This is a genomic window from Polaromonas sp. Polasp52, assembly GCF_059491565.1.
In genome coordinates, this window is the sequence record NZ_CP168513.1 from 4,794,636 (window position 1) to 4,816,382 (window position 21,747).

Here is a 21,747-nt window from a genome sequence, read left to right on the forward strand (position 1 = left end):
TCGGGAGCGGGAACCAAACACCAACAAGGACACGCCATGGCGTGTCCTTGTTTCTTCAAGTATTCAGGGTTTTGTCTTCGGCTGTTCGGTATTCCTGTCCCCACCCCTTGTGTATGCGCCGAGGAGCGGAGGTCCAGACGGATCAGGGCTGGCGTTGTTTGAGCCGAAGGCGAGTTTAGCCAGACCCCGGCTGGACCGAGCACCGCAGGCTGCCCGTAGCGAAGCGGAGGGACGCAGACACCAGGGTCGCCTTTTCTTTTGCTTACTTTGCTTTTGGCGAAGCAAAAGAAAAGTGAGTTGCCGCCGGGCAACCCCCGGCCAGCAGAACTAAGAAGAAAGCGCACCGCCGGAGCAAGACCGGCCTCAAGCCGCGGCGCGTTCCGCCGCATGCTCCGCATAAGCCCTGCCAAAGCGGTTGGCCAGAAAATCCCCCAACGCAATCTCCTCCTGCCGCACAAACCCCCGCGCCGGCAGTTTGCCCGTAGCCAGCAAATCCAGCACGGCGCAGATACCGGAAGCCGTGGTCACCTGGATCGCGCTGCGCAGCACGCCGTCCACCACCTGGCTATAGACCTTGTGCGCATAGGTTTCCTGCATCAGCCGGCCTTCGCGCTGGCCGCTCACGGTGACAAACACGATGACCACGTCCTGCAGAGTGACGGGCAGGGCGTTTTCCAGCAGGTCCTTGAGCACATGGCGGCGCTCGCGCAGGCGCAGGTCGTTGAGCAGCACCTTCATGATGGCCGCGTGGCCCGGGTAGCGTATGGTCTTGTAGTTGAGGTGGGTGACCTTGCCCTGCAGCGTTTCGCACAGCGTACCGAGCCCGCCTGAGGTATTGAAGGCCTCATAGGTCACGCCGTCCAGCGAGAATTCCTCATGCTCGGCCAGCGGCGGCACCTGGCGCAGCACGCCTTCGACAATCGCCTCGCAGGGCTCGCAGTACTCGTTGATGACGCCGTCGGTGCTCCAGGTCAGGTTGTAGTTGAGCGCGTTCGACGGGAACTGCGGCAGCGCGCCGACCCGCATGCGCACGCTGTGCAGGCTGTCAAAACGCCGGCACAGGTCGGCCGCGACGATGGAGACAAAACCCGGTGCCAGGCCGCACTGCGGGATCAATGCCGTGCGCGCGCCGGCGGCGGCCAGTTCCTTCACGCGCCGTGTGCTCGCCACGTCTTCGGTCAGGTCCAGGTAGTGCACGCCTTGGGCCACGGCGGCCTCGGCGATTTGTGTGGTCAGGTGGAAGGGCGCCGCGCTGAGCACCGCATACTGCCCGGCCAGCGCGGCGCGCAGGGCCGCCGGCTTGCTGATGTCCAGCGCCAGCCGCTGCACGCGCGGGCCGGTCTTGATGCCCGCCAGCGCCGCCGGCGAGGCATCGGCCACCGTCACCGAGTAGTCCCGGGTGGCGCCCAGCAGCGCGGCAATCGCCGAGCCGATTTTTCCGGCGCCTGCGACCATGATCTTCTTCATAAGGCTCTCCTTGGGGAATGTGCCCCGGTGCGAGGCATGGTCCATTGTGGAAGCCCAGGCAGGCAGTTACCAGTATCAATTCAGACAAAATAACGCCATACTTTAGATAAATAAGCTATCTAAATACGCGATTTAACTATCTTGGAGGGATGCCATGCAACTCGACGCCATAGACCAGACCCTGCTTGCCGAACTGCGCGACAACGCGCGCTGCCCCATGGCCTTGCTCGCGCGCAAAGTCGGGCTGTCGCGCACGGCGGTGCAGGCCCGCATCACGCGGCTGGAACGCGACAAGGTCATCACCGGCTACGGTGCGCGCACTGGTGAGGCCTATGAGCAGTCGCAGGTATCGGCCCATGTGATGCTCACCGTAGGCCCCAAGCTCACGGGCACGGTGGAGGCGGCACTGCGCAAGATTCCCGAAGTGCGGTCCCTGCTGTCCATCAGCGGCACCTACGACATGATCGCCATCGTGCAGGCCGGCTCCATCGAAAGGCTGGACGCATTGATAGACGGCATAGGCCTGCTCGACGGGGTGGAGCGCACGCATACCTCGGTGGTGCTGTCCACGCGTATCCAGCGCTAGCGCCGAGGAGGGCGCGACCGCCTGGTCATGCCGACTTACAGCTGCTGGAGGTATCGCGCCAGCGCCGGGTTGAACTGTTGGGGCGCTTCAAGTGGCGGCAGGTGTGCCGTGCCTGGGATCACCAAGCCCTGGGCCGCGGGTATGCGCCGTGCAAGCAATTCGGACCTCTCCTGCAAGTTCGGCAGGTCAAGATCGCCCCACAGCACCAGCGTAGGCGCCTGGATCGCCTCCAGGCGTTCCCACGCCGCGGGCTCCTCGGACGCCGCACCGGGGCTGGCGGCACGCAAGGCGGTGCCGTTCATCGAAAGAAAAAGCCGGCGAGCCTCGCCGCTGACCCGATTTGGCGGGCTTAAGGGACCGTCCAGCCAAAGACGTGCCTGGAGTTCGTTCTTGGCATCGAGGTCGCCCCGCGCCGCGGCGTCGCTGATCGCATCCATCAATGCCCTGACCGGATCGCCATATCGTGCCGCTGGCGCGCCACTGACGCCGGGCGCAACAAGAACCAGGCCGCCGACCCGGTCCGGCCGGGCCAATGCCGCGTCGATGGCAACACGGCCTCCTAAAGAACAGCCGACCAACACCGCCCGGTCATAGCCCAAGGCATCCATCACCGCCCACAGGTCGGCCACATTGGAATGCGGCCTTGGGTACAAGGTGCGCGATGCCCCGAAGCTCCGGCGGTCATAGCTCGCGACCGGATGTGTTGTGGCCAGCCAGTCCCACTGGCTTTGCCACATGCGGCTGTCCGCGACGTTGGCGTGCAGGAAAAGCACTGGCATGCCGGTGGCGCCATGGTTTGCCTCGTGCGCCACGGCCAGCATGGCGCCTTGGACTTCAACCGAAGTCATGGTCTTCATGGCCAGGGGTTTTGGTGAAGGGAGCCCTACCACCAGCCGTTTTGCCCGAGCACCATCTTCTTGTAGTAATCGATCTTCGCGCGCACAGCGAAAATGGCCGCGACCCCATAACCCAGGGAGCTGCCGAAGCGGCCCAGGCCAGCCCATTCCAGCAGCATCCCGAGGATCACCACAAGCACCAGGCACACCACAAACAGGGTGATGGCTTTTTTCCACATGCCCTTGGCCAGGTAGTAGAAAGGGCCGAACAGGAAAGGCAGCAGGCCGAAGCCGATCTTCATGCGCTCGCCGAAGCTCAGGGCCTTGAACTGCGGCAGCTTCACGCCACCGGCTTTCTCGATGATCCGGAAGCGGGTCTTCCAGGTGTCGGAAACAGGCAAGCTGTCGATGTCCGAGGCGATCAACGGCTCAGCCACATCGCTGACGGGCGCCTGCGGCGGCGCAAAGGGATTGGGTTGCGTGGGCTGGTTCAAAAAAATCCTCCCGGTAGTGGCTGGCATGGCCGCAGGCGCTGCCGGCTGTGGTCCGGTCTGGGCGTCGCTGTGTGCTTTATATCAGCATTGAACCTGGGCGCTCGTGTCCCGCCACGGCGCATGCTTGCCCATCACGCCCGCATACAGCGCACCCGCCTCAAAGCCCGCCAGCCAGGCCTGCAGCCTTGGCCAGGCTTGCGCGGCGAACCAGGCGGCATCGGTATGGGCGAACTGGCGCACAAAGGGCAGCAGGGCCATGTCGGCCAGGCTGGCGCGCGCGCTGAACAGCCATCCGCTGCCCAGCATGCCGTCCAGTTTCGCCAGCCAGGCCGCGCCTTCCGTCCTGTGCAGCAGCGCAAACGCCTGCGCGTCACCGGCCGATTCATCGGGATAACGGTTGGGGTATTTGTAGCGGTCCAGGTGGCGCTTGAACTCGCCGTCGTTGCCTGCGACCAGCGCGAGCATCTCGTCCATGGAGGCATGTGGCGGCGCAAGCCAGCTTTGCGGGTCATGGCGCCGCAGCGCCCACAGCATCACGTCCAGGCTTTGGTCTATCACCGTGCCATCCGGCAGCACCAGTACCGGCACCGTGCCCTTGGGCGAGGCGGCCAGCAGCTCGGCCGGCTTGTCGCGCAGCACGACTTCGCGCAATTCGTAGGGCTCGCCGCTCACGGCCAGCGCCAGGCGCGCGCGCATCGCATAGGGACAGCGGCGAAAGGAATACAGGACGGGCAGGGCGCCGCTCATGGCCACAGTCAGGCGCCGGGCTGGCGCACGCCTATGTGCGCGGCCTGGCGTTTTTCGGCCAGCTCGACCTGGCGCTGGCGTTCGCGGTAGCCGGCTTTCTGTTCGTCGCTGGTCTTGGCGTGGCAGTGCGGGCAGCTCACGCCGAGTTCATACAGCGGCGAGCGGCGGTCTTCTTCGCTGAGCGGGTCGCGGCAGGAGCGGCACAGCGTGAAGCCGCCGGGCTTGAGCCCGTGGCCCACCGAGACGCGCTCGTCAAACACAAAACATTCGCCTTGCCAGCTGCTCTGCGCCTCGGGCACGGTCTCCAGGTATTTGAGGATGCCGCCTTCGAGGTGGTAGACCTCCTCAAAGCCCTTGGAGCGCAGCAGCGCGGTGGATTTTTCGCAGCGTATGCCGCCTGTGCAGAACATCGCCACCTTGGGCTTTTTGCCGTCACGCGCGGCCAGCTTGCCGCCTTCGGCCATTTCGCGCTCCACCCAGCCGGGCAGCTCCGAAAAACTGCCGGTGTGCGGGTTGATCGCACCCTTGAAGCTGCCTATGGAGACTTCATAGTCGTTGCGCGTGTCGACCAGCACCACGCCGGGCTCATGGATCAGCTGGTTCCAGTCCTGCGGCTTGACGTATTCGCCGGCCATCAGCGCCGGGTGGACCTCGGGCACGCCCATGGTCACGATCTCGCGCTTGAGCCGCACCTTCATGCGGTAGAAGGGCATCTGTTCGGCCCAGGCCTCCTTGTGCTCCAGCTTCGCCAGGCGCGGGTCGGCGCGCAGATACGCCAGCACCGCATGAACCCCCTCAGGCAATCCCGCAATCGTGCCGTTAATGCCTTCAGCGGCCAGCAGCAGCGTGCCCTTGACGCCATGCGCCTCGCAATGCGCGAGCAGCGGCGCCTGCAGTGCGGCGAAGTCCGGCAGTTCAACAAATTGGTAAAGGGCGGCGGTCAGGAAACGGGACATGAAGAAAAAGGCGGGTAAACAGGTCAAGAGTGCCCCAAAAAGGCATTTTCAGCGGCGTAAGCCAAGTCTCCAATGGTAACGGGGAGGGCTTTCGCACCCTGACAGCTGGATTTTGTGACGAAAGGCACTTTATTTAAGCCAGGCGGCATCGCTTTACGCCCCTGACCGATAGACATTTTGCTGCAATGCAGCAAAATAACCGTGTACTTATAAATCGCACGCCGGCCCGGCCATATCGCGCCGTCCTCCATGACTCCTCAACTCCACCGCCCTTCATGTCAAAAAGCCTGAGCAGCCTCTGGTTGAAAAGCATGCGCCGCGTCAGCAAAGTCCAGCAGGCGGAGGGATTGCGCCTGTTCAAAAGCCTGTTGCCCAAGGCCGTGCCGGCCGGCAGGCCGCGCAAGCCCCAGCTCAAACTGGTCAAGCCTGCCGCGGCCCAGCCCACCCGGAAAGCGCGCCGGCCTACGGCGGCGCAGGCGCGCGCGGCCGCCGGCCTGCCCGGCACCTGGCGCAAGGCCTGGTTTACCTTGCCGGGGGACGGCCTCTACACCGATGCGCGGCGCATGATGTACTGGCTTTACCTACCCGCCGCCGCCGCCGCCGCCGCGGCCGGGGCGTCTGACGCTCCTGTGGCGCCGCGCCCGCTGGTGGTCATGCTGCATGGTTGCCGGCAGACGGCGGCCGACTTCGCGGCGGGCAGCCGCATGAATGCGCTGGCCGAACGCAAGGGCTTTGCGGTGCTTTATCCGCAACAATCGGCTGCGGCCGATGCCCATCGTTGCTGGCACTGGTACAGGCAGGCCACGCAGCGGGGCGAGGGTGACGTCGAAGTGATTGCCGCGATGATTGCCCAGGTGCAGAACAAGCACGGGCTGGACGCCTCGCGCACCTACGTCGCGGGCCTGTCGGCCGGCGCCGCGCTGGCTGCCATCGTGGCCTTGCGCCACCCGCAGCTGATCGCGGCCGTGGGCATGCACTCGGCGCCGGTCTTCGGCACCACACATTCACCCTTCAGCGCCTACCGCGCCATGCAGCACGGCTCGGGCTCGTCCTACGGCGCGGCCGCGCGTTTCTTTGCCAGCCAGCAGCCGGAATTCCCGGGCATGCCGGCCCTGCTGATCCACGGCGACCACGACAGCGTGGTGCGGCGGGTCAATGCCGACCAGCTGGCCGCGCAGTTTGAAATCATCAACGGCCCGGTCCTCGCCGAGGGAGCGTCACGCGAGGGGCCTGTGGTGCGCCGCCATCCCGAGCGCCGCGGCGGCCGGCGGCCGCGCCATGCCTACCAGACTTCCACCTGGTACGCGGGCCGCAAGCCGCAGCTTGTCAAATGTGATGTCGACATGCTGGGCCACGCCTGGAGCGGCGGCGATGCGAGTCTCGAATTCAACGAACCGCATGGGCCCGATGCCTCGCTGCTGATGTGGACCTTCTTCAGTTACCACCGCCGCGCGCCGGTATTGCCTCAGCCTAAGGACGAGGCAACAGGCCCATCATGAAGCCGTCGACGGCCTCGGTGTAGGCGCCGGGCAGGCCCAGCGTACTGTTGACCTGCTCATGCGTGAGGTCCTGCGGCAGCACGCTCGCGCGCACGCCCTTGGCCGCAACCTTGGCGGCAAAATCGCGCGACTGGGCGCAGGAACCGTCGGCCCGCTGCGTCGAGCACACCAGCAGCATGGGCGTGGCGTCCGCTGCCAGCACGCTGCTGGGTGACACGCTGCGCCAGTAAGCCGGGTCGGCGCCGAAAACCTTGTCGTAAAAACCCATGTGGCGCGCCCGCATGATGCGCTCCAGGTCCAGCGCCGCGCTGTCCAGCGCGACCGTGCCCAGCCAGGGATGGGCGCCGGCCTCGCGCGCCAGCGCCGGCGAGGCTGCCAGCAACGCCACCAGGTGCGCGCCGGCCGAATGCCCCATCAGGATGAATTTCGCCGGGTCGCCGCCCCAGGAGGCCGCCAGACCTTGCGCCTTGGCCAGCGCCGTGGCCACGTCGCGCGCCTGCAGCAGGGGATCGGCCTGCGGCATCAGGCGGTAGCCCACCGAAACAAAGACATAACCCTTCTGTTTGACCCAGTAGGCCACCTTGTTCTCCACCACCTTGGGCATGGCCTTGTTGCCCACCATCCAGGCGCCGCCGTGCACCATCACGATGACGGGCGCCTTCGCGATGCTGCCCGTGGCTGGGGGCGGCAGGTAGACGTCCATGCGCTGGCGCTCGTCCTGGCCGTAGGGCAGGTCGGCGATGCGGCGCACGCCCTCGGGCAGCGCCGGCGCGGCCAGGCTCAAGGTGGCGGACAAAAGCAGCGTCGCGACAAGGCCGGCGCGCTGCGCCCGGGTGGCAAGAAGCGTCATGAAAAATCTCCAGTCAATCAGCGTCCGGTGGGACGGGAAGAACGCAAAACCACGCATGCGGCTCAGCCGGCCGGCTTGCGCGAGCCTTTTTTCGACACCACAAAGGTCTCGATGTCGGCCAGCGAAATGGCGCCGGTATGGCGGGTGTCGATGGCATCGAAGTTTTTGTACACCTTGGGCATTTTGGCCTGCGCTTCTTCGCGTGTCAGCTTGCCGTCCTTGTTGGTGTCGGCCGCGTCAAAGCGCTTTTGCAGTTCGGTGCGGGCTTTTTCCAGGCGGCCGGCGTTGGGCGACTGTGTCTGGGCATGGGCCGCGGCGCCCAGTGCCAGCAGCCCCATGATGGAAAGAGCGCGGAGGTTGAAGGTGGGGGTCATGAAAGTGCTCCAGATAAAGGTTGGAAGGTTTGGAAGAATCCGCTTCGGTGGAAGGCGAGCCTCGTTCAGCGCGAGGGGCAGCTCATGGCCGTACCCGTGGCGTCATAGCAGGTGGTGCTGCGCGTGACGCCGGTGGCCTGGTTATAGGACGCCGTGCTTTGCACGCTGTTGCCGGTGGCGGCGCTGGTGGCCGTGGTGTTGCGGCTGGCGTTCACGCTGCCGTCGGCGGTTTTGCTGCTGCTGCCGCTGCTTTCCACGCTACCTTTGGCGCCGGTGGCGGCAAAGCTGCCACTGCGCTCGGCCGAGCCGTCCGCGCTGCGGCTGGCCTGGCCGGTACGCACGGCGGTGGCACCCTTGGGACCTGTGGCGGAGGCATCGACCGCGGTGCTGGCATTGCCTTGCCCGTCGGCGGTCGTGCTGCGGTTGCGCACCCGTGTGCCGCCGTTCGGGCCCTGGCGGTTGACGGCCGTGGTGGCGGTGACGCCGCCGTCGGCATTGGCTCGCACCACGCGGCGGGCGGACGCTTCGGCATGGGTAGCGGAAAAACCCGCGGCCAGCAGGGCACAGGTCAGGGCGGTGGCGGAAAGCGTGGTTTTCATGGCGAACTCCTGGAAGTTTGAACTGGGGTTTGAGGGCTTTCGGCACTGTGCAAACCTCGTATTGCAGCGCCGTGACGCCACTGTGGCCGCCAGATGTGAACCACGCATGGCGGCAATCGGCCTCTTGATGACAAGGCATGAACAAACCCCGGCTTTGTCATCGTTTGTCATGATTTGCCGGACGGCCGGCCTCGCGCGGGCCGCTACCATGGGGGCATCTTTCTTGCGTCGGGATGATTTCGTATGCTTGTTTCCAAGGCGTTTTTCCGGACGGGTCCGTCACCATGAGCGAGCCGCTGGCCAGGGTCCTGGTGGTCGACGATGAGGCCGACCTGCGCAGCCTGCTGCAGCGCTACCTGGGCGACCAGGGCTATGCCGTGCGCACGCTGGAAGACGCCAAAACCCTGGACACCCTGCTGGCGCGTGAGCGTTTTGACGTGCTGGTGCTCGACGTGATGATGCCGGGCGAAGACGGCCTGGCGGTGTGCCGGCGCCTGCGTGCCCAGGGCGAAACCATTCCCATCGTCATGCTCACCGCCCGCGGCGACCCGGTGGACCGCATCGTCGGGCTGGAAATGGGCGCCGACGACTACCTTCCCAAGCCCTTCAACCCGCGCGAACTGCTGGCCCGCATCCAGGCGCTGGTGCGCCGCCAGCGCATGCTGGGCGCGCACAGCGGTCCGTTGCCCGGCCGGGGCACGGTGCGCTTCGGCGACTTCACCCTGGCGCTCGATGCGCGCCGGCTGGACAAAAACGGTGACGACGTGCCGCTCACCACCGGCGAGTTCAGCCTGTTGCAGGCGCTGGCCCTGCATCCCAACCGTCCGCTCGGCCGCGACAGGCTGATCGAGCTGGCCTACGGCCGCGACCACGAAGCCACCGACCGCAGCATTGACGTGCAGGTCATGCGCCTGCGCAAGCTGATCGAAGCCGACCCGTCGCAGCCGGCGCACATCCAGACGGTGTGGGGCGTGGGTTATGTGTTTGTTCCCGAAGGCGGCGCGGCCAGACACGGCAAGGCGGGCAAGCCATGAGGCTCTTTGTATGACGCTGTTTCCACGCAGCCTGTTCGGGCGCAACGTGCTGCTCATCGTGGTGCTTGTTGTGGTGGGCCAGCTGGCCAGCGCGTTGCTGGTGCGCCAGCTGATCGTCAAGCCGCGGCTGGCGCAGCTGTCGGTGGCGGTGGCGCGCAACGTCGGCGCCATCCGCGCCGGCCTGGCCGCCATGCCGCCGGCCCAGCGCGAGGCTTTTGTCGCGCAATTCAACCGCCGTGCCATGCAGGGCATTGCGGAGGACGAGGAGGGCGGCGGCCGCGGCCAGCGCCTGCTCCTGAGCCGGCTTGAGCGGCGCTTCGTCAATGAAGCTTCCCGCGGCATTGCGCTGGAAGGCGAGGGCTCCGAAATCATCTGGCGCCGCGAAGCCGGCGGCAGCCTGGCGGTGCGGCTGCGCCTGGACGGTGCCGACCATTGGGTGACCTTGCCCGGCGTGCTGCCGGCGCGCGAATTCACCGGTGCGTGGATCGCGGCCTCGCTTACCAGCACCTTGCTGGCTTTGCTGGGCGCGCTGCTGATCCACCGCCACCTGAACCGGCCCCTGCGCCGCGTGGTGGCTTCGGCGCACACGCTGGCCGGCGGCGGCAGCCCCCAGCCGCTGCCCGAAGACGGCCCCACGGAAATCGCCGACCTGAGCCGCAGCTTCAACCAGATGGTGCGCAGCCTGGCCCAGGCCGACGACGAGCGCGCGCTGATGCTGGCGGGGGTGTCGCACGACCTGCGCACGCCGCTGACCAAGCTGCGCCTGGGCATAGAGATCCTGCGCGACAAGGCCGACGAAGAACTCATGGCCCGCATGACACGCGGCGTGGAAGAAATGGACGCCATCATCGGCCAGTTCCTGGACTTTGCCCGCAGCACCGAAAGCGAAGCGCCGGCATCCGTGTCGCTGGATGCGCTGGCGGCCGAGGTGGCGGCCGCCTCGGCCGGCCACGGCATGCCGGTGGCGCTGGAGGCCGGCAACCCGCCGCCCGTGCCCCTGCGCCCGCGCGCGATGCACCGTGTTCTCACCAACCTCGTCGAAAACGCCTGGCGCCACGGCCTGCCGCCGGTCGTGATCGCCACCGGCAGCTTGGGCGATTCGGTCTGGCTAGAGGTGACGGACCACGGCGCCGGCATTGCCGCCGCGCAGGCCGAGGCCTTGAAGCAGCCTTTTCGCCGTGCTGAAAGTACCCGCGGCGGCCCGCCCGGCGCCGGGCTGGGCCTGGCCATCGTGGACCGCATCGTGCGCGCGCATGGCGGCAGGTTTGAACTGCTGCCGGCCGCCAGCGGCGGCCTGTGCGCCCGGATCAGCCTGCCGCGGGCCTGAGGCTTCGCCTGCGCCATGCGACCGCCCAAGACAAAAACAAAAAAAGCCGGCGCGCAGGCACCGGCCTTGGGATCACCCTGCCTTCAGGGTGTTTTCAAAAATACGCTCAGAGGAAGTGGTAGCGCAGGCCGAAGTTGACCTGGTTCACCGCGCTGCTGCCGGTAGACGAAGTGCCGACGCGGTTGTAACGCACCAGCTCCGCCGTGGCATCCACATTCGGCGAGATGGCATAGGCCACGCCGGCGCCCAGCGCCAGCGAGGTGTTGGAGCCCGTCGTCGAGACGTTGGCGGTGCTGCCGGTGGCCGAAGCGGTATCCAGCGAGGTATGCCACTGCTCCACACCGGCGCGGCCGTAGACCGACCACTGCTTGTCCAGCGGCGCAATGCCCAGCACATGCAGGCCAAAGCCGTGCGCCTTCCAGGTGCCCGAGGCGCTGTCCGCCGCCGGCGATGCGATGGCCGACTGCAGGTCCGTCGAGCCTATGCGGTCATAGCTGGCCTCAAATGCCAGGTTGGGGTTGAGGCGGTAGCCCAGCCGCAGGCCGCCCGAGGTGCCCGGCGTGCCGGTCGAGGTGCTGCTGCCCAGCCCCTGGTTGGCCAGGGCGCCGTCAATGCTGCCCCCCAGGCCGGGCGCGCGGCTGGCGGCGATATTGCCGCCGATGTAGACATCCTGTGAGTTTGCCGCCAGCGGCGCCGCCTGTGCCGGTTGCGCCAGTGCGGCGCCCAGGGACAGCGCAGCGGTGGACAGCCACAACAATTTGGATGAATGGGTGAACTTCATGTTTTCTCCGGAAAAAGCCGGCGCATGGCACCGGCAGCTTCTGACCTGCCTGGGCGGGCAACAAGTGCCCTTGTTCAGCCCAGGCCGCGCAGGACCCTGCGCACCGCCATTGAGCGATGGCTGGGTATAGCGGCGGTCTAGCACCGGTAAACCAACGGTAAAAAAATTGTGACTTTACGCAGTGCTGCACACCGCACCGGGCCTGTTCCGTCAGCGACGGGTCAGGCCCGGCGTGGCCCTCAAGCGAAATGCACGAGGTTGAGAATCGGCAGCGGGCCGCCCGGGAACTGCGCCAGCCGTGCGCCCACGGCCAGCGCGCCCAGGTCTATGCCCGAGAAGCCGAGCCGGCCGATCAGCGCGGCCACGGTGGCTTTGGCGGCTGCATCGTCGCCCGAATAAAACATCACACGCTTGCCGCCCCGGTCGGCCGGGTCGGTGGCCAGCAGTGCTGCGGCCAGGTGGTTAAAAGCCTTCACCACGCGTGCGCCGGGGACGAGGTCCGCCACTATTTCGCTCGACAGGCGGCCGTTCAGTTCGGCGGGCTTGAACAGCGGCGCCTCGATCGGGTTGTTGGTGTCGATGACGATGCGGCCGTCGAAATCGGGCAGGCCGGCCAGTGCGGCCGGCAGGCGGCCCCAGTTGACGGCGACGAACACGATGTCCTTGGCCGCGGCTTCTTCACGTGTGCCCGCCGTGATGCCGGGAAGTCCTTGCACCAGGTCCTTGAGCGAATCGGGGCCGTGGCTGTTCGAGAGGGTGGCGGGGATGCCATTGCGAGCCAGGATGGTGGCGACGGCCGAGCCGATGGCGCCGGCGCCGATGATGCCGATGGTGGCGGCGCTGGTGTTGACGGGGGTAGACATGAATTCACTCCTTGGGTTGTTGATGGAGTGAATGATGGGATTTCGATTGCCTTTTGATAAGCCTGTAATGACTTGAATTATCTTCAAGCATCGCTTTAAGATGCGGCGATGGAAACTTTGGCCAACCTTGAATCCTTTGTGCGCAGCGCCGAGGGCCGCAGCTTTTCCGAGGCCGCGCGGCGCCTGGCGCTGACGCCCGCGGCCGTCAGCCGCAATGTCGCCATGCTGGAGCGCAACCTCGGTGTGCGGCTGTTCCAGCGCTCCACGCGCAAGCTCACCCTGACTGAAGCCGGCGAGCGCTTCCTGGCATCGATAGGCGGCAACCTCGATGCTTTGCAGTCGGCCATTGCGGCCCTGGCCGATGACAGCGGCGCGCCCGCCGGCCCGCTCAAGGTCAGCATGTCGCCGACTTTTGGCGTTGAACACATACTGCCGCTGCTGCCGGCCTTTCTCGCGCGCTACCCCCTGGTGCGCCCCGACTGGTATTTCGAGAACCGCCCGGTCGACCTGATCGCCGAAGGTTACGACGCTGCCATCGGCGGCGGCTTCGAACTGGCGCCCGGCGTCGTGTCGCGTCCCCTGGCACCTATCCACCTCATCGCCGTGGCTTCACCCGCCTATATGGCCGGCCGTCAGTTGCCCACTGACCCTGCAGGCCTGGCCGGGCTCAGCGGCATCGTCATGCGCTCCAGCGCCACGGGCCGGCTTCGCCGGTGGGTGATGCGCGACGCGACCGGCACCGAAATGCCGGCCGTCCAAGCCGAGTCGGTGCTGGTCAACGATCCCACCGCCATGCGCGCCGCGGCCCTGATGGGCCTGGGCGTGACCTTGCTGGCCGTGCCCGACGTGTTGCCGCAGCTCGAACGCGGCGAGCTGGTCAGACTGCTGCCGCGCTGGTATGTGGATGCGGGCGCCATCTCGATTTACTACGCCACGCGCAGCCAGATGCCCGCCAGGACCCGTGTTTTCATTGATTTTGTCGCCGAAGCCTTCGAGCGCGGGCAATTGGGACGGCGCTTTGCCGGCAGCCTGGGTTAGGGGCTCCGTGGGGGCGCCTGCAGACACGGCGGACTTCCACCACAATCGCTGTCTTCACATCTCCCTCGCATCAGAAGGCAGTCATGACCCAATCCCTCAAAGTCGCCGTGATGGGCGCAGGCGCCGTCGGTTGTTATTTCGGCGGCATGCTCGCGCGTGCCGGCCATGAGGTCGTGCTGGTCGCGCGGCCCCAGCATGTGGCGGCGATTGAGCGCGACGGACTGCGCATGGAAACCCGCATGTTCGACGAGCATGTGCGCCTGGCCGCCAGCAGCGACCCGGCTGCTGTCAAAGGCGCCGACCTGGTGCTGTTCTGCGTCAAGTCCACCGACACCGAATCGGCCGGCGCGTTGATGCGGCCGCATCTCAAGGCCGACACCCTGGTGCTGTGCCTGCAAAACGGCGTGGACAATGCCGACCGCCTGCGCGCGGTGTTGCCGCAGCATGCGGTGGCCGCCGCCGTGGTCTATGTGGCGACTGAAATGGCCGGCCCCGGCCATCTCAAGCACCACGGCCGCGGCGACCTGGTGATCGAGCCTTCTGCCCTCAGCGACAGCGTGGCGCAGGCTTTGATTGCCGCCGGCGTGCCCACCGAGATCTCGGCCAATGTGCGCGGCGCGCTGTGGGCCAAACTTATTCTCAACTGCGCCTACAACGCCGTCTCGGCCATTGCCCAGCTGCCTTATGGCAAGACGGTGCAGGGCGTGGGCGTCATCGACGTCATGCGCGACGTGGTCGCCGAATGCCTGGCGGTCGCCAAGGCCGAAGGCGTGCAGGTGGCCGGCGACGTGCATGCCGCCGTCGACAAACTGGCCGGCAGCATGCCCAAGCAGTACGCCTCCACCGCACAGGACCTGGCGCGCGGCAAGCCCACCGAAATCGACTACCTCAACGGCCTGATCGTCAAGCGCGGCGAGGCGCTGGGCGTGGCCGTGCCCGCGAACCGGGTGTTGTGGGCCATGGTCAAGCTGCTAGAAGGAAAAGCCGCAGCGGCCTGAGCAGCGATCTGGCCGATATGGCGGGTGGAGCCTTCCAGCAGCCGGCGGGCCCCCATCCCTAGCTTCCCTCAACGGGGGAAGGAGCAAGAGGCAGAAGGCAGGAGTGAGGGCAGGGCGCAGGCGTCACAAACCGGCAGCGTCAATCGTCATAGAGGCAGGTGGTACTCAATTTCGAGCCACTCAACCTCCACCTCCACTCCGGACCAGAAAGCACACCCATGAAAATCGTCGTCATCGGAGGCTCAGGCCTCATCGGATCCAAACTCGTCAACATCCTTCGCCAGCGCGGCCACCAGGCCATCGCGGCATCGCCGGCGTCCGGTGTCAACACCCTCACAGGCCAGGGGCTGGCCGAGGTCCTCGCGGGCGCCCATGTGGTGGTCGATGTGGCCAATTCGCCTTCATTTGAAGACAAGGCCGTGCTGGAATTTTTCCAGACCTCGGGCCGCAACCTGCTGGCGGCCGAAGCGGCTGCCGGTGTTTTGCACCACATCGCACTCTCCGTCGTCGGCACTGACAAGCTCGCCGCAAGCGGTTATTTCCGCGGCAAGATCGCCCAGGAAAAAATCATCAGGGCCAGCAGCATCCCTTACACCATCGTCCACTCCACCCAGTTCATGGAATTCCTGGGCGGCATCGCCCAGTCGGGCACCGAGGGGCAGACGGTGCGGCTGTCGCCGGCCTTTGTGCAACCCATCGCGTCCGACGACGTGGCCGCCGCGATGGCCGACTTCACGCTGGGCGCGCCGGCCAACGGTACGGTCGAGATCGCCGGCCCGGAAAAGGTTCGCCTTTCGGACCTCGTCCAGCGCTTCCTGACGGCAAGCAATGACCCGCGCAAGGTCGTCGCCGACCCGCAGGCACGCTACTTCGGCGCCGAGCTCAAGGACGACACCCTGGTGCCGGCCGGCAAGGCGCGTTTGGGCGCCATAACTTTCGAGGACTGGTTCAAATCCCAGCCCGCGAAATAAGCCGCTACTCCTTCCCCCTCTGGGGGAAGGCTGGGATGGGGGCTCCCCGGTGCCTGTTCCACGCCGGCCTCGCAATCGGTCGCCGCTGGCCCCCATCCCTACCTTCCCCCAGCGGGGGAAGGAGCAAGAGTGAGGGCAGGGCGCCGGTGTCACAAACCGGCGCCGCCAATCGTCATAGAGGCAGGTGCACCTCAATCCCGAGCCACCCCTGCAACCCTATGAAGAAGCCATCATGAACAAGACCAGCATTTCCCTGTTTCTCGCCAGCGCCGCCTTGCTTGCCCAGCCCGCCACGGCCGCCGGCCCCGAGGGCGTGACCGTCAAGCCAGTCATGGCCAAGGACCTGTCCGATCTTCCCGGCAAGGAAGGCCTGATGATCACGGTGGACTACGCCCCCGGCGCCGCCGACCCGGTGCATCGCCATCACGCGCATGCCTTTGTCTATGTGCTCGAGGGCTCCATCGTGATGCAGGTCAAGGGCGGCAAGGAGGTCACCTTGACGGCCGGCCAGAGCTTTTATGAAGGCCCCAAGGACATCCATACCGTGGGCCGCAACGCCAGCGCCACCCAGCCCGCGAAGTTCCTGGTGCTGCTGCTCAAGAAGAAAAAAGCCGAGGTGCTGGAGCTGGTGAAGTAGGCAGCGGATCAGTTACTTTGATCGGCCCATCGTAGGGCCGTCTTTACCGCAAGGCCCCAAGAGTTTGACTTCAGTCTTGATGCTGACCACACACTTGTACTCAGGATTGATATTGGTGGCTTCCTTCTGGCAGGTGATGCCGCTGTCACTGAGGTAACGGGCCGGATCACCGACCATGTTTTGGGTGAGCGCCTTCGCACCGTTGATCTCTTTTTGCAGGGCTGCCCTTGCGACGGCTTCGGAGTAATCGTTGCTGTTTGCGCGATTTTCAAAAATGCAGACGGTTCTTTGGGTAACTGCGGGTTGCTGGCTGCTGCCATCTCGCTCTGCAACACCTGTCGAAGATATTTGCTGTGCGCGTGTGATGCCAGAAGGACTTGTCCGGTTTAACGCAGAAGTTTGTACGGCTGCAAGCGGGGCCGCCAGGTTTGCTGCCTTGGCCCCGTAATAGTTGTTGGCAATCACCGTCCCCAGTTGAAGCAACTGCATCATGTTGTTCAGCCCGGCCCCCTGTTCGGCTTTGGCTTGTGCCTGGGCAATCCGCTCGTTTTCGGCAGTTTGAGTTGCCTGGGACCATCCAGCCGCTTGCGCATCGCCTTGCTGAACTGCCTTCTCGTACCAGGACATGGCCATCTGCGGATTTTTGGGAACACCACGCCCTGATTCATAGTGAAGTCCCACCATTTTGCTGGCATAGCCCGATCCGGCCTCTGCCGCCTTTTTATACCAGTAGAGGGATTTTTCGGGGCTGTAGTGAAGGCGGCCCGGCGTCGCGCCCCAATGGATTTCTGCGATCCTCAGCATCGAATGGATGTCACCGGCACCGGCGGCCAATGCATAGCCGTCCAAAGCATTTTTATACCAGCGATCCGATTCCGCTCGCTCAGTCTCCCCTAACAACATGCCCAAGGTTTCCATTGAACTGAAGTCACCTGCATCAGCAAGCTTGGTCAGGGCGCTGATGGCCTGCGCATGCCACCGTTGCGACTCCTCAGGATTCTTGGGATGGGCCCAGAAGCGATAGTAATACCCGAGCCAAACCATGGATCCAATGTCGCCGGCATTCGCGGCTTTCAAAAGCACGGGGGCCGCCTGGTCCTCGCTTACTCCAGCCCTTCCGGCACGCATGCGAGCGCCTAGGTCAGTATCAGAAAGCGCCCGGACACTTCCGGCCAGAACGGCTTTCTTGAACAAAGCGTCGCTCTCCGCAAAATTGGGCGAAACGGCCAGTCCCATTTCGTACATGCGGCTGAGTTGATAGGCCGCGTCGGCGTTTCCGGCGTCCATGGCTTTTCGGTACCAGTTGAGCGCCTGGTCGTAATTTTTAGGGACGCCTTTGCCAGCCTCGTAATAAGCACCTAGAGCCAGCATGGCCGAAGCATCGCCCGCACCGGCGGCCTCACGCAAAGCGGCTGTCACCTTGGTGTCGCCTGACGGAGTTTTGGCACTGGCGCCCTTGTCTCCAACCTTTTCGGCCCCGGTGGGCCGTGCAGCGACGAGTACGACCTCTATGGTTTTGAGCGAATCCGGAGCAACGCGGACGTTTTGCTCGAATGTCCGTTCAGGCCCTGCTTTTCCCGCTTTTTGGACCCGCAATCTGAGTGTTCCCGATGGCACTTGCAGTTCGACCGGACACTCCCCCCGGAACTTCCCATTGATCAAGACTTCGGCGCCGGCATCATTGCCTTCGCACACGACGCGAAGTACGGGATTCGCGGCCATGGTGGACGTGCAGACCAACATTGAAGCGACGACCGCGCACGCCAGAAACGATGTAACCCTCATTGAGCGCTCCTCCAGATCACGTGATGTGTTTGTTTTCCAGGAATCAGGTATCGCCCGGCTGCTTTGGGTGAACCCGCAGCAATGCCGTGCAACAGGTCAGGATGATAGTGGCTTTGAACCTAGCAACGGCTTGGTCCCGAGCCGGTGCCTGCGCCTATCCATGAGCAGATTGTTGCGGGCCCTGGCGAGCTGAGGGACGACCTCTCCAGGCCCCCTGAAAGCGACGCTGCACCCGCTACTGCAACATCGGGCAGGATGTAACCAGCACCAAAATATTTGCCCCTTACTATCGAAATGCCCAATTTTGGGGCGACCCAGTCGCCTCCGCAGTGCTTCCGAGGCCGGCAAGGCGGGCTTTGTGGTGCATTTTTAGCGGCACGGTATGTGCTTCCACCCATCAGGTCAGGCTAACGAAGGCCTGCGCAGGGGACAGCGAGCTTCGCGGTGCCCAATCGATCTGAATGGATAACGGCGTCCACTTCGATCTTCATTTTTTGAAGATATCGAAGTGGACTTTTTTTTTGGCAAAACATGACTTAGAGGGATCGTATGGCTTATCTAGTGCCTTCGGAATTTGTGACCAAGATGGTGGACGCGGGGGAGTCCAAGATATTCATGTCCACCCGCGACACCGTTATCCGGGCCTATATGGCCGGCGCCATCCTGGCCCTGGCGGCCTGGTTCGCCGTCACCATCAATGTGCAGACCGGCCAGCCCCTGCTGGGCGCCGTGCTGTTCCCGGTGGGTTTTGTCATGCTCTACCTGTTCGGCTTTGATTTGCTGACCGGCGTCTTCGTGCTGTGCCCGCTGGCGCTGATCGACAAGCGCCCGGGCGTCACCCTCAAGGGCGTGCTGCGCAACTGGGGCCTGGTCTTTACCGGCAACTTCCTGGGGGCGTTCACGGTGGCCGTGATGATGGCCATCTACGTCACCAACGGCTTTTCCACCGAGCCCAGCGCGGTCGGCAAGGCCATAGGCGTGGTGGGCGAGAACCGCACGCTGGGCTACCAGAAGTACGGCGCCAACGGCATGCTCACGCTCTTTGTGCGCGGCATGCTGTGCAACTGGATGGTGTCGGCCGGCGTGGTCGGCGCGATGATCTCCACCCAGGTCAGCGGCAAGGTGATCGCGATGTGGATGCCCATCATGCTGTTTTTCTACATGGTGTTCGAGCACTCCATCGTGAACATGTTTCTGTTCCCCTCGGGCCTGCTGCTGGGCGCGCATTTCACCATCATGGACTACCTGATCTGGAACGAAATTCCCACGGTGCTGGGCAACCTGGTGGGCGGCCTGGCTTTCACCGGCCTGACGCTGTACGCTACGCACGTTAAAACCGGACCGGCTCGTAACTTCAAATAATCCGCTTCCATAACAAAAGCCCTCGCGCAGGCCAGTTGCGCGAGGGCTTTGCCGCCACCCCCTATGCCCTCTGAACTGAAGATCTCGGCAGGCCAGTATTCGGACAAGGGCCGCAAGGAAAGCAACCAGGATTTCCACGGCATCTACGTGCCGCAGGAGCCGCAGCTCAGCGCCAAGGGCATCGCCATCGCGCTGGCCGACGGCATCAGCAGCAGCGCCGTCAGCGACGTCGCCAGCCAGTACGCCGTCACCGGTTTTCTGGAAGACTATTACTGCACCTCGGAAGCCTGGTCGGTCAAGACATCGGCCGAGCGCATCCTGAGCGCCACCAACTCCTGGCTGCATGCGCAGACGCAAAAAAGCCCTTACCGCTACGACAAGGACAAGGGCTATGTGTGCACCCTGAGCGCCATGGTCATCAAGTCGGCCACGGCGCATATCTTTCATGTCGGCGATTCACGCATTTACCGCCTGCGCGGCAAGGCACTGGAGCAACTGACCCGCGACCACCGCGTGTGGATCGCCCAGGGCCAAAGCTACCTGGGCCGCGCGCTGGGCTTCAAGCCCCAGCTGGAGATTGACTACCAGACCCAGCAGGTGGAGCAGGGCGACCTCTTTTTGCTGGCCACCGACGGCGTGTACGAACACGTGAGCGAGCACGACATGGCCGCCATCATTCGCAGCCATGCCGATGAAGCCGGCGGGCTGGACGTAGCCGCGAAGTCCATTGTTGAAAAAGCCTTTGAACGCGGCAGCGGCGACAACCTCACGGCCCAGATCGTGCGCGTCGATGCGCTGCCCCGCCGTGAAGCCGGCGAGATGCTTCAGCAGCTCTCAGGCCTGCCGCTGCCGCCCATGCTCGAGGCCAGGGCGCAGTTTGACGGCTACACCATTGTTCGCGAAGTGCAGGGCAGCAGCCGCAGCCATATCTACCTGGCCACCGACAACGACACGGGCGCGCTCGCCATCCTCAAAACCCCGTCCATAGACCTGGGCGGCGACCCGGCCTACCTGGAGCGCTTCCTGACCGAAGAGTGGATCGCCAGGCGCATCAACAGCGCCCATGTGCTCAAGCCCTATGTGCCGACCCGAAAGCGCCACTATGTCTATGTGGCCACCGAATACATAGACGGGCAGACGCTGGCCCAGTGGATGATCGACAACCCCCGGCCCGCGCTGGAGTCGGTACGCGGCCTGGTCGAGCAGATCGCCAAAGGCCTGCGCGCCTTTCACCGGCTGGAGATGCTGCACCAGGACCTGCGGCCCGAGAACATCATGATCGACAACACCGGCACCGCCAAGATCATCGACTTCGGCGCCACCCGCGTGGCCAGCCTTGCGGAGCTTGACGGTCCCGGCGGGCGGGATGACATCCTGGGCACGGCCCAGTATTCAGCGCCCGAGTATTTCCTGGGCGAGGGCGGCACCACCCGCTCCGACCTCTTCTCGCTGGGCGTCATCACCTACCAGATGCTGACCGGGCGGCTGCCCTATGGCGCCGAAGTCGCCAAAAGCCGCACGCGCGCCGCGCAAAACCGGCTGCGCTACGACTCCGCGCTGCGCGACGACCGCGAGATCCCGGCCTGGATAGACGATGTGCTGCGCAAGGCCGTGCACCCCGACCCGGCCAAACGTTATGGCGAGCTGTCGGAGTTTGTGTATGACCTGCGCCACCCCAGCCAGGCCTTTATGCACAAGACGCGCCAGCCCCTGCTGGAGCGAAACCCGTTGGCGTTCTGGAAAGGGCTGTCGCTTGTATTGGCCGTGGTCATTGTGGTGATGCTGGCCCTGAAATCGACGACCGGTTAGCCCGGGTCTTAACGGATGCCGCCGTAGTCCGCCAGCAGTCCGGGCAGCGCCCGGTCGGCGATCTGCAACTGCTCGGGGCTGAACTGGGCCAGCAAGACTTGCGCGGTGGCATCCAGCGTCGCCAGCATGTTGGAGCGTCTTTGCGCGTCGGCCAGCAAATACTGGAAGGCGTCTTTCGCGGTCTGTTCGTCCACGATGCGCGGGCCGGCCGGGCCGCTGGTCGCCATGTCCAGGAAACGCCCGCGGAAATTCTCCCAGGCCGGGCCCTGCTCGCGGGTGATCTGCAGCGCCACCCGCAGGTCAAACAGCCGGCGGCTGACCTGCTCCCAGCGCGACTGCACGCGTGGCGCCTGCGGGCCTTCCGCCTGGGCCTCGCCGGGGCGATGGGGGCGTGCGCCCCCGGTGTTGTACGGGCCCCCGGTGCTGTATTGGGCATGGCTGGCGCAAGCCAGACCCGCCAGCAGCAGGGCCGCGGCCCCGGCTCGCCAGTGTGCCGATGAAATATGCATGTCCTCTTCCTGTGATGGTTTGCGCGCAGCCTGCGCCCGGCTATTTCAAAGCGCTTGCGCGTCCGGCTTGTAGTGTCGCGGTAAAGCCGGCGTAAATCTGCACCATTCCAGGAAATGAATCATCCGCAGATGCCTTGTTTTCAATCTGCGTAAATCTGCGTCATCTGCGGATTTGAATGTGTTCCCAGCTGCCGCGGCTTGGAAACAGGGCCTCTGCGGGCGCGG

The 21,747-nt window shown here is 65.0% G+C and carries 22 protein-coding genes; 10 read left to right on the forward strand and 12 right to left on the reverse strand.

Annotation, left to right across the window (positions count from 1 at the left end):
* Nucleotides 1–363 precede the first annotated feature (363 nt).
* The gene (locus tag ACEN9P_RS22465; protein WP_495620505.1) at nucleotides 364–1,467 is read right to left on the reverse strand and encodes a saccharopine dehydrogenase family protein; all 1,104 of its coding nucleotides are present in this window, start codon (nucleotides 1,465–1,467) and stop codon (nucleotides 364–366) included.
* Nucleotides 1,468–1,621: 154 nt separating this feature from the next.
* On the opposite strand from ACEN9P_RS22465, the gene ACEN9P_RS22470 reads away from it, so the two are divergent.
* The gene (locus tag ACEN9P_RS22470; protein ID WP_477664842.1) at nucleotides 1,622–2,053 is read left to right on the forward strand and encodes an Lrp/AsnC family transcriptional regulator; all 432 of its coding nucleotides are present in this window, start codon (nucleotides 1,622–1,624) and stop codon (nucleotides 2,051–2,053) included.
* Between the two features lie 35 nt (nucleotides 2,054–2,088).
* On the opposite strand, the gene ACEN9P_RS22475 is transcribed toward ACEN9P_RS22470, so the two are convergent.
* From ACEN9P_RS22475 to trhO, 4 genes are all read right to left on the reverse strand, one after another.
* Nucleotides 2,089–2,910 (reverse strand): alpha/beta fold hydrolase, encoded by an 822-nt coding sequence (locus tag ACEN9P_RS22475; RefSeq protein WP_495620506.1) that lies wholly within the window; start codon nucleotides 2,908–2,910, stop codon nucleotides 2,089–2,091.
* A gap of 26 nt (nucleotides 2,911–2,936) precedes the next feature.
* Nucleotides 2,937–3,383 (reverse strand): DUF2628 domain-containing protein, encoded by a 447-nt coding sequence (locus ACEN9P_RS22480; protein ID WP_477664844.1) that lies wholly within the window; start codon nucleotides 3,381–3,383, stop codon nucleotides 2,937–2,939.
* Between the two features lie 81 nt (nucleotides 3,384–3,464).
* The gene (locus ACEN9P_RS22485) at nucleotides 3,465–4,130 is read right to left on the reverse strand and encodes a glutathione S-transferase (RefSeq protein ID WP_495620507.1); all 666 of its coding nucleotides are present in this window, start codon (nucleotides 4,128–4,130) and stop codon (nucleotides 3,465–3,467) included.
* Between the two features lie 8 nt (nucleotides 4,131–4,138).
* Nucleotides 4,139–5,086 (reverse strand): oxygen-dependent tRNA uridine(34) hydroxylase TrhO, encoded by a 948-nt coding sequence (trhO, locus tag ACEN9P_RS22490; protein WP_495620508.1) that lies wholly within the window; start codon nucleotides 5,084–5,086, stop codon nucleotides 4,139–4,141.
* Between the two features lie 275 nt (nucleotides 5,087–5,361).
* On the opposite strand from trhO, the gene ACEN9P_RS22495 reads away from it, so the two are divergent.
* Nucleotides 5,362–6,585: an extracellular catalytic domain type 1 short-chain-length polyhydroxyalkanoate depolymerase gene (locus ACEN9P_RS22495; protein ID WP_495620509.1), complete on the forward strand. Its 1,224-nt coding sequence runs from the start codon at nucleotides 5,362–5,364 to the stop codon at nucleotides 6,583–6,585.
* Here ACEN9P_RS22495 and ACEN9P_RS22500 read toward each other — a convergent pair.
* The 3 genes from ACEN9P_RS22500 to ACEN9P_RS22510 all read right to left on the reverse strand — a co-directional run bounded on the left by ACEN9P_RS22500 (nucleotide 6,557) and on the right by ACEN9P_RS22510 (nucleotide 8,408).
* Nucleotides 6,557–7,435, reverse strand: a complete 879-nt coding sequence (locus ACEN9P_RS22500; RefSeq protein ID WP_477714560.1) for an alpha/beta hydrolase — start codon at nucleotides 7,433–7,435, stop codon at nucleotides 6,557–6,559. The two genes, ACEN9P_RS22495 and ACEN9P_RS22500, sit on opposite strands and share 29 nt — an antisense overlap.
* Nucleotides 7,436–7,497: 62 nt before the next feature.
* Nucleotides 7,498–7,809 (reverse strand): EF-hand domain-containing protein, encoded by a 312-nt coding sequence (locus tag ACEN9P_RS22505; protein WP_495620510.1) that lies wholly within the window; start codon nucleotides 7,807–7,809, stop codon nucleotides 7,498–7,500.
* 65 nt (nucleotides 7,810–7,874) lie between these two features.
* A complete protein-coding gene (locus ACEN9P_RS22510) occupies nucleotides 7,875–8,408 on the reverse strand; it encodes a hypothetical protein (protein WP_495620511.1) in 534 nt (177 codons plus the stop codon).
* Between the two features lie 284 nt (nucleotides 8,409–8,692).
* On the opposite strand from ACEN9P_RS22510, the gene ompR reads away from it, so the two are divergent.
* Both ompR and ACEN9P_RS22520 read left to right on the forward strand, forming a co-directional pair.
* Entirely contained in the window at nucleotides 8,693–9,442 is a 750-nt protein-coding gene (gene ompR / locus ACEN9P_RS22515) for an osmolarity response regulator transcription factor OmpR (RefSeq protein WP_495620512.1), read from the forward strand.
* A gap of 10 nt (nucleotides 9,443–9,452) precedes the next feature.
* A complete protein-coding gene (locus tag ACEN9P_RS22520; RefSeq protein ID WP_495620513.1) occupies nucleotides 9,453–10,769 on the forward strand; it encodes an ATP-binding protein in 1,317 nt (438 codons plus the stop codon).
* A 106-nt stretch (nucleotides 10,770–10,875) separates the two neighbouring features.
* Here the strand turns inward: ACEN9P_RS22520 and ACEN9P_RS22525 are convergent, their stop codons facing one another.
* Both ACEN9P_RS22525 and ACEN9P_RS22530 read right to left on the reverse strand, forming a co-directional pair.
* Nucleotides 10,876–11,550, reverse strand: coding sequence for a porin family protein (locus tag ACEN9P_RS22525; protein WP_495620514.1), 675 nt, complete (start codon nucleotides 11,548–11,550; stop codon nucleotides 10,876–10,878).
* Nucleotides 11,551–11,789: 239 nt separating this feature from the next.
* Nucleotides 11,790–12,413 (reverse strand): NADPH-dependent F420 reductase, encoded by a 624-nt coding sequence (locus tag ACEN9P_RS22530; RefSeq protein WP_495620515.1) that lies wholly within the window; start codon nucleotides 12,411–12,413, stop codon nucleotides 11,790–11,792.
* A 108-nt stretch (nucleotides 12,414–12,521) separates the two neighbouring features.
* Here ACEN9P_RS22530 and ACEN9P_RS22535 point away from each other — a divergent pair, with 108 nt between their 5' ends.
* The 4 genes from ACEN9P_RS22535 to ACEN9P_RS22550 all read left to right on the forward strand — a co-directional run bounded on the left by ACEN9P_RS22535 (nucleotide 12,522) and on the right by ACEN9P_RS22550 (nucleotide 16,057).
* On the forward strand, nucleotides 12,522–13,451 hold the full coding sequence (locus ACEN9P_RS22535) for a LysR family transcriptional regulator (protein WP_495620516.1): 930 nt from the start codon (nucleotides 12,522–12,524) through the stop codon (nucleotides 13,449–13,451).
* A gap of 83 nt (nucleotides 13,452–13,534) precedes the next feature.
* The gene (locus ACEN9P_RS22540; RefSeq protein WP_495620517.1) at nucleotides 13,535–14,449 is read left to right on the forward strand and encodes a ketopantoate reductase family protein; all 915 of its coding nucleotides are present in this window, start codon (nucleotides 13,535–13,537) and stop codon (nucleotides 14,447–14,449) included.
* A 218-nt stretch (nucleotides 14,450–14,667) separates the two neighbouring features.
* Complete coding sequence (locus ACEN9P_RS22545; protein WP_495620518.1) at nucleotides 14,668–15,420, forward strand: SDR family oxidoreductase; 753 nt, start codon at nucleotides 14,668–14,670, stop codon at nucleotides 15,418–15,420.
* Nucleotides 15,421–15,652: 232 nt separating this feature from the next.
* Complete coding sequence (locus ACEN9P_RS22550; protein ID WP_495620519.1) at nucleotides 15,653–16,057, forward strand: cupin domain-containing protein; 405 nt, start codon at nucleotides 15,653–15,655, stop codon at nucleotides 16,055–16,057.
* A 12-nt stretch (nucleotides 16,058–16,069) separates the two neighbouring features.
* On the opposite strand, the gene ACEN9P_RS22555 is transcribed toward ACEN9P_RS22550, so the two are convergent.
* A complete protein-coding gene (locus tag ACEN9P_RS22555; protein WP_495620520.1) occupies nucleotides 16,070–17,842 on the reverse strand; it encodes a PEGA domain-containing protein in 1,773 nt (590 codons plus the stop codon).
* 549 nt (nucleotides 17,843–18,391) lie between these two features.
* Here ACEN9P_RS22555 and ACEN9P_RS22560 point away from each other — a divergent pair.
* Nucleotides 18,392–19,204, forward strand: coding sequence for a formate/nitrite transporter family protein (locus tag ACEN9P_RS22560; protein ID WP_477663650.1), 813 nt, complete (start codon nucleotides 18,392–18,394; stop codon nucleotides 19,202–19,204).
* A gap of 63 nt (nucleotides 19,205–19,267) precedes the next feature.
* Nucleotides 19,268–21,013 carry a bifunctional protein-serine/threonine kinase/phosphatase gene (locus ACEN9P_RS22565; protein WP_495620521.1) on the forward strand — a complete coding sequence of 582 codons (1,746 nt, stop codon included), beginning with the start codon at nucleotides 19,268–19,270 and terminating at the stop codon, nucleotides 21,011–21,013.
* 8 nt (nucleotides 21,014–21,021) lie between these two features.
* On the opposite strand, the gene ACEN9P_RS22570 is transcribed toward ACEN9P_RS22565, so the two are convergent.
* Nucleotides 21,022–21,522 carry a hypothetical protein gene (locus tag ACEN9P_RS22570; protein ID WP_477663652.1) on the reverse strand — a complete coding sequence of 167 codons (501 nt, stop codon included), beginning with the start codon at nucleotides 21,520–21,522 and terminating at the stop codon, nucleotides 21,022–21,024.
* Nucleotides 21,523–21,747: the final 225 nt, after the last annotated feature.

Coding starts and splice junctions, on each gene's coding strand:
- ACEN9P_RS22555 (WP_495620520.1), bottom strand. CDS start 17,842: ATGAGGGTTACATCGTTTCTGGCGTGCGCGGTCGTCGCTTCAATGTTG.
- trhO (WP_495620508.1), bottom strand. CDS start 5,086: ATGTCCCGTTTCCTGACCGCCGCCCTTTACCAATTTGTTGAACTGCCG.
- ACEN9P_RS22465 (WP_495620505.1), bottom strand. CDS start 1,467: ATGAAGAAGATCATGGTCGCAGGCGCCGGAAAAATCGGCTCGGCGATT.
- ACEN9P_RS22535 (WP_495620516.1), top strand. CDS start 12,522: ATGGAAACTTTGGCCAACCTTGAATCCTTTGTGCGCAGCGCCGAGGGC.
- ACEN9P_RS22485 (WP_495620507.1), bottom strand. CDS start 4,130: ATGAGCGGCGCCCTGCCCGTCCTGTATTCCTTTCGCCGCTGTCCCTAT.
- ACEN9P_RS22565 (WP_495620521.1), top strand. CDS start 19,268: ATGCCCTCTGAACTGAAGATCTCGGCAGGCCAGTATTCGGACAAGGGC.
- ACEN9P_RS22530 (WP_495620515.1), bottom strand. CDS start 12,413: ATGTCTACCCCCGTCAACACCAGCGCCGCCACCATCGGCATCATCGGC.
- ACEN9P_RS22495 (WP_495620509.1), top strand. CDS start 5,362: ATGTCAAAAAGCCTGAGCAGCCTCTGGTTGAAAAGCATGCGCCGCGTC.
- ACEN9P_RS22570 (WP_477663652.1), bottom strand. CDS start 21,522: ATGCATATTTCATCGGCACACTGGCGAGCCGGGGCCGCGGCCCTGCTG.
- ACEN9P_RS22510 (WP_495620511.1), bottom strand. CDS start 8,408: ATGAAAACCACGCTTTCCGCCACCGCCCTGACCTGTGCCCTGCTGGCC.
- ACEN9P_RS22520 (WP_495620513.1), top strand. CDS start 9,453: ATGACGCTGTTTCCACGCAGCCTGTTCGGGCGCAACGTGCTGCTCATC.
- ACEN9P_RS22545 (WP_495620518.1), top strand. CDS start 14,668: ATGAAAATCGTCGTCATCGGAGGCTCAGGCCTCATCGGATCCAAACTC.
- ACEN9P_RS22550 (WP_495620519.1), top strand. CDS start 15,653: ATGAACAAGACCAGCATTTCCCTGTTTCTCGCCAGCGCCGCCTTGCTT.
- ompR (WP_495620512.1), top strand. CDS start 8,693: ATGAGCGAGCCGCTGGCCAGGGTCCTGGTGGTCGACGATGAGGCCGAC.
- ACEN9P_RS22475 (WP_495620506.1), bottom strand. CDS start 2,910: ATGAAGACCATGACTTCGGTTGAAGTCCAAGGCGCCATGCTGGCCGTG.
- ACEN9P_RS22505 (WP_495620510.1), bottom strand. CDS start 7,809: ATGACCCCCACCTTCAACCTCCGCGCTCTTTCCATCATGGGGCTGCTG.
- ACEN9P_RS22560 (WP_477663650.1), top strand. CDS start 18,392: ATGGCTTATCTAGTGCCTTCGGAATTTGTGACCAAGATGGTGGACGCG.
- ACEN9P_RS22525 (WP_495620514.1), bottom strand. CDS start 11,550: ATGAAGTTCACCCATTCATCCAAATTGTTGTGGCTGTCCACCGCTGCG.
- ACEN9P_RS22540 (WP_495620517.1), top strand. CDS start 13,535: ATGACCCAATCCCTCAAAGTCGCCGTGATGGGCGCAGGCGCCGTCGGT.
- ACEN9P_RS22500 (WP_477714560.1), bottom strand. CDS start 7,435: ATGACGCTTCTTGCCACCCGGGCGCAGCGCGCCGGCCTTGTCGCGACG.
- ACEN9P_RS22470 (WP_477664842.1), top strand. CDS start 1,622: ATGCAACTCGACGCCATAGACCAGACCCTGCTTGCCGAACTGCGCGAC.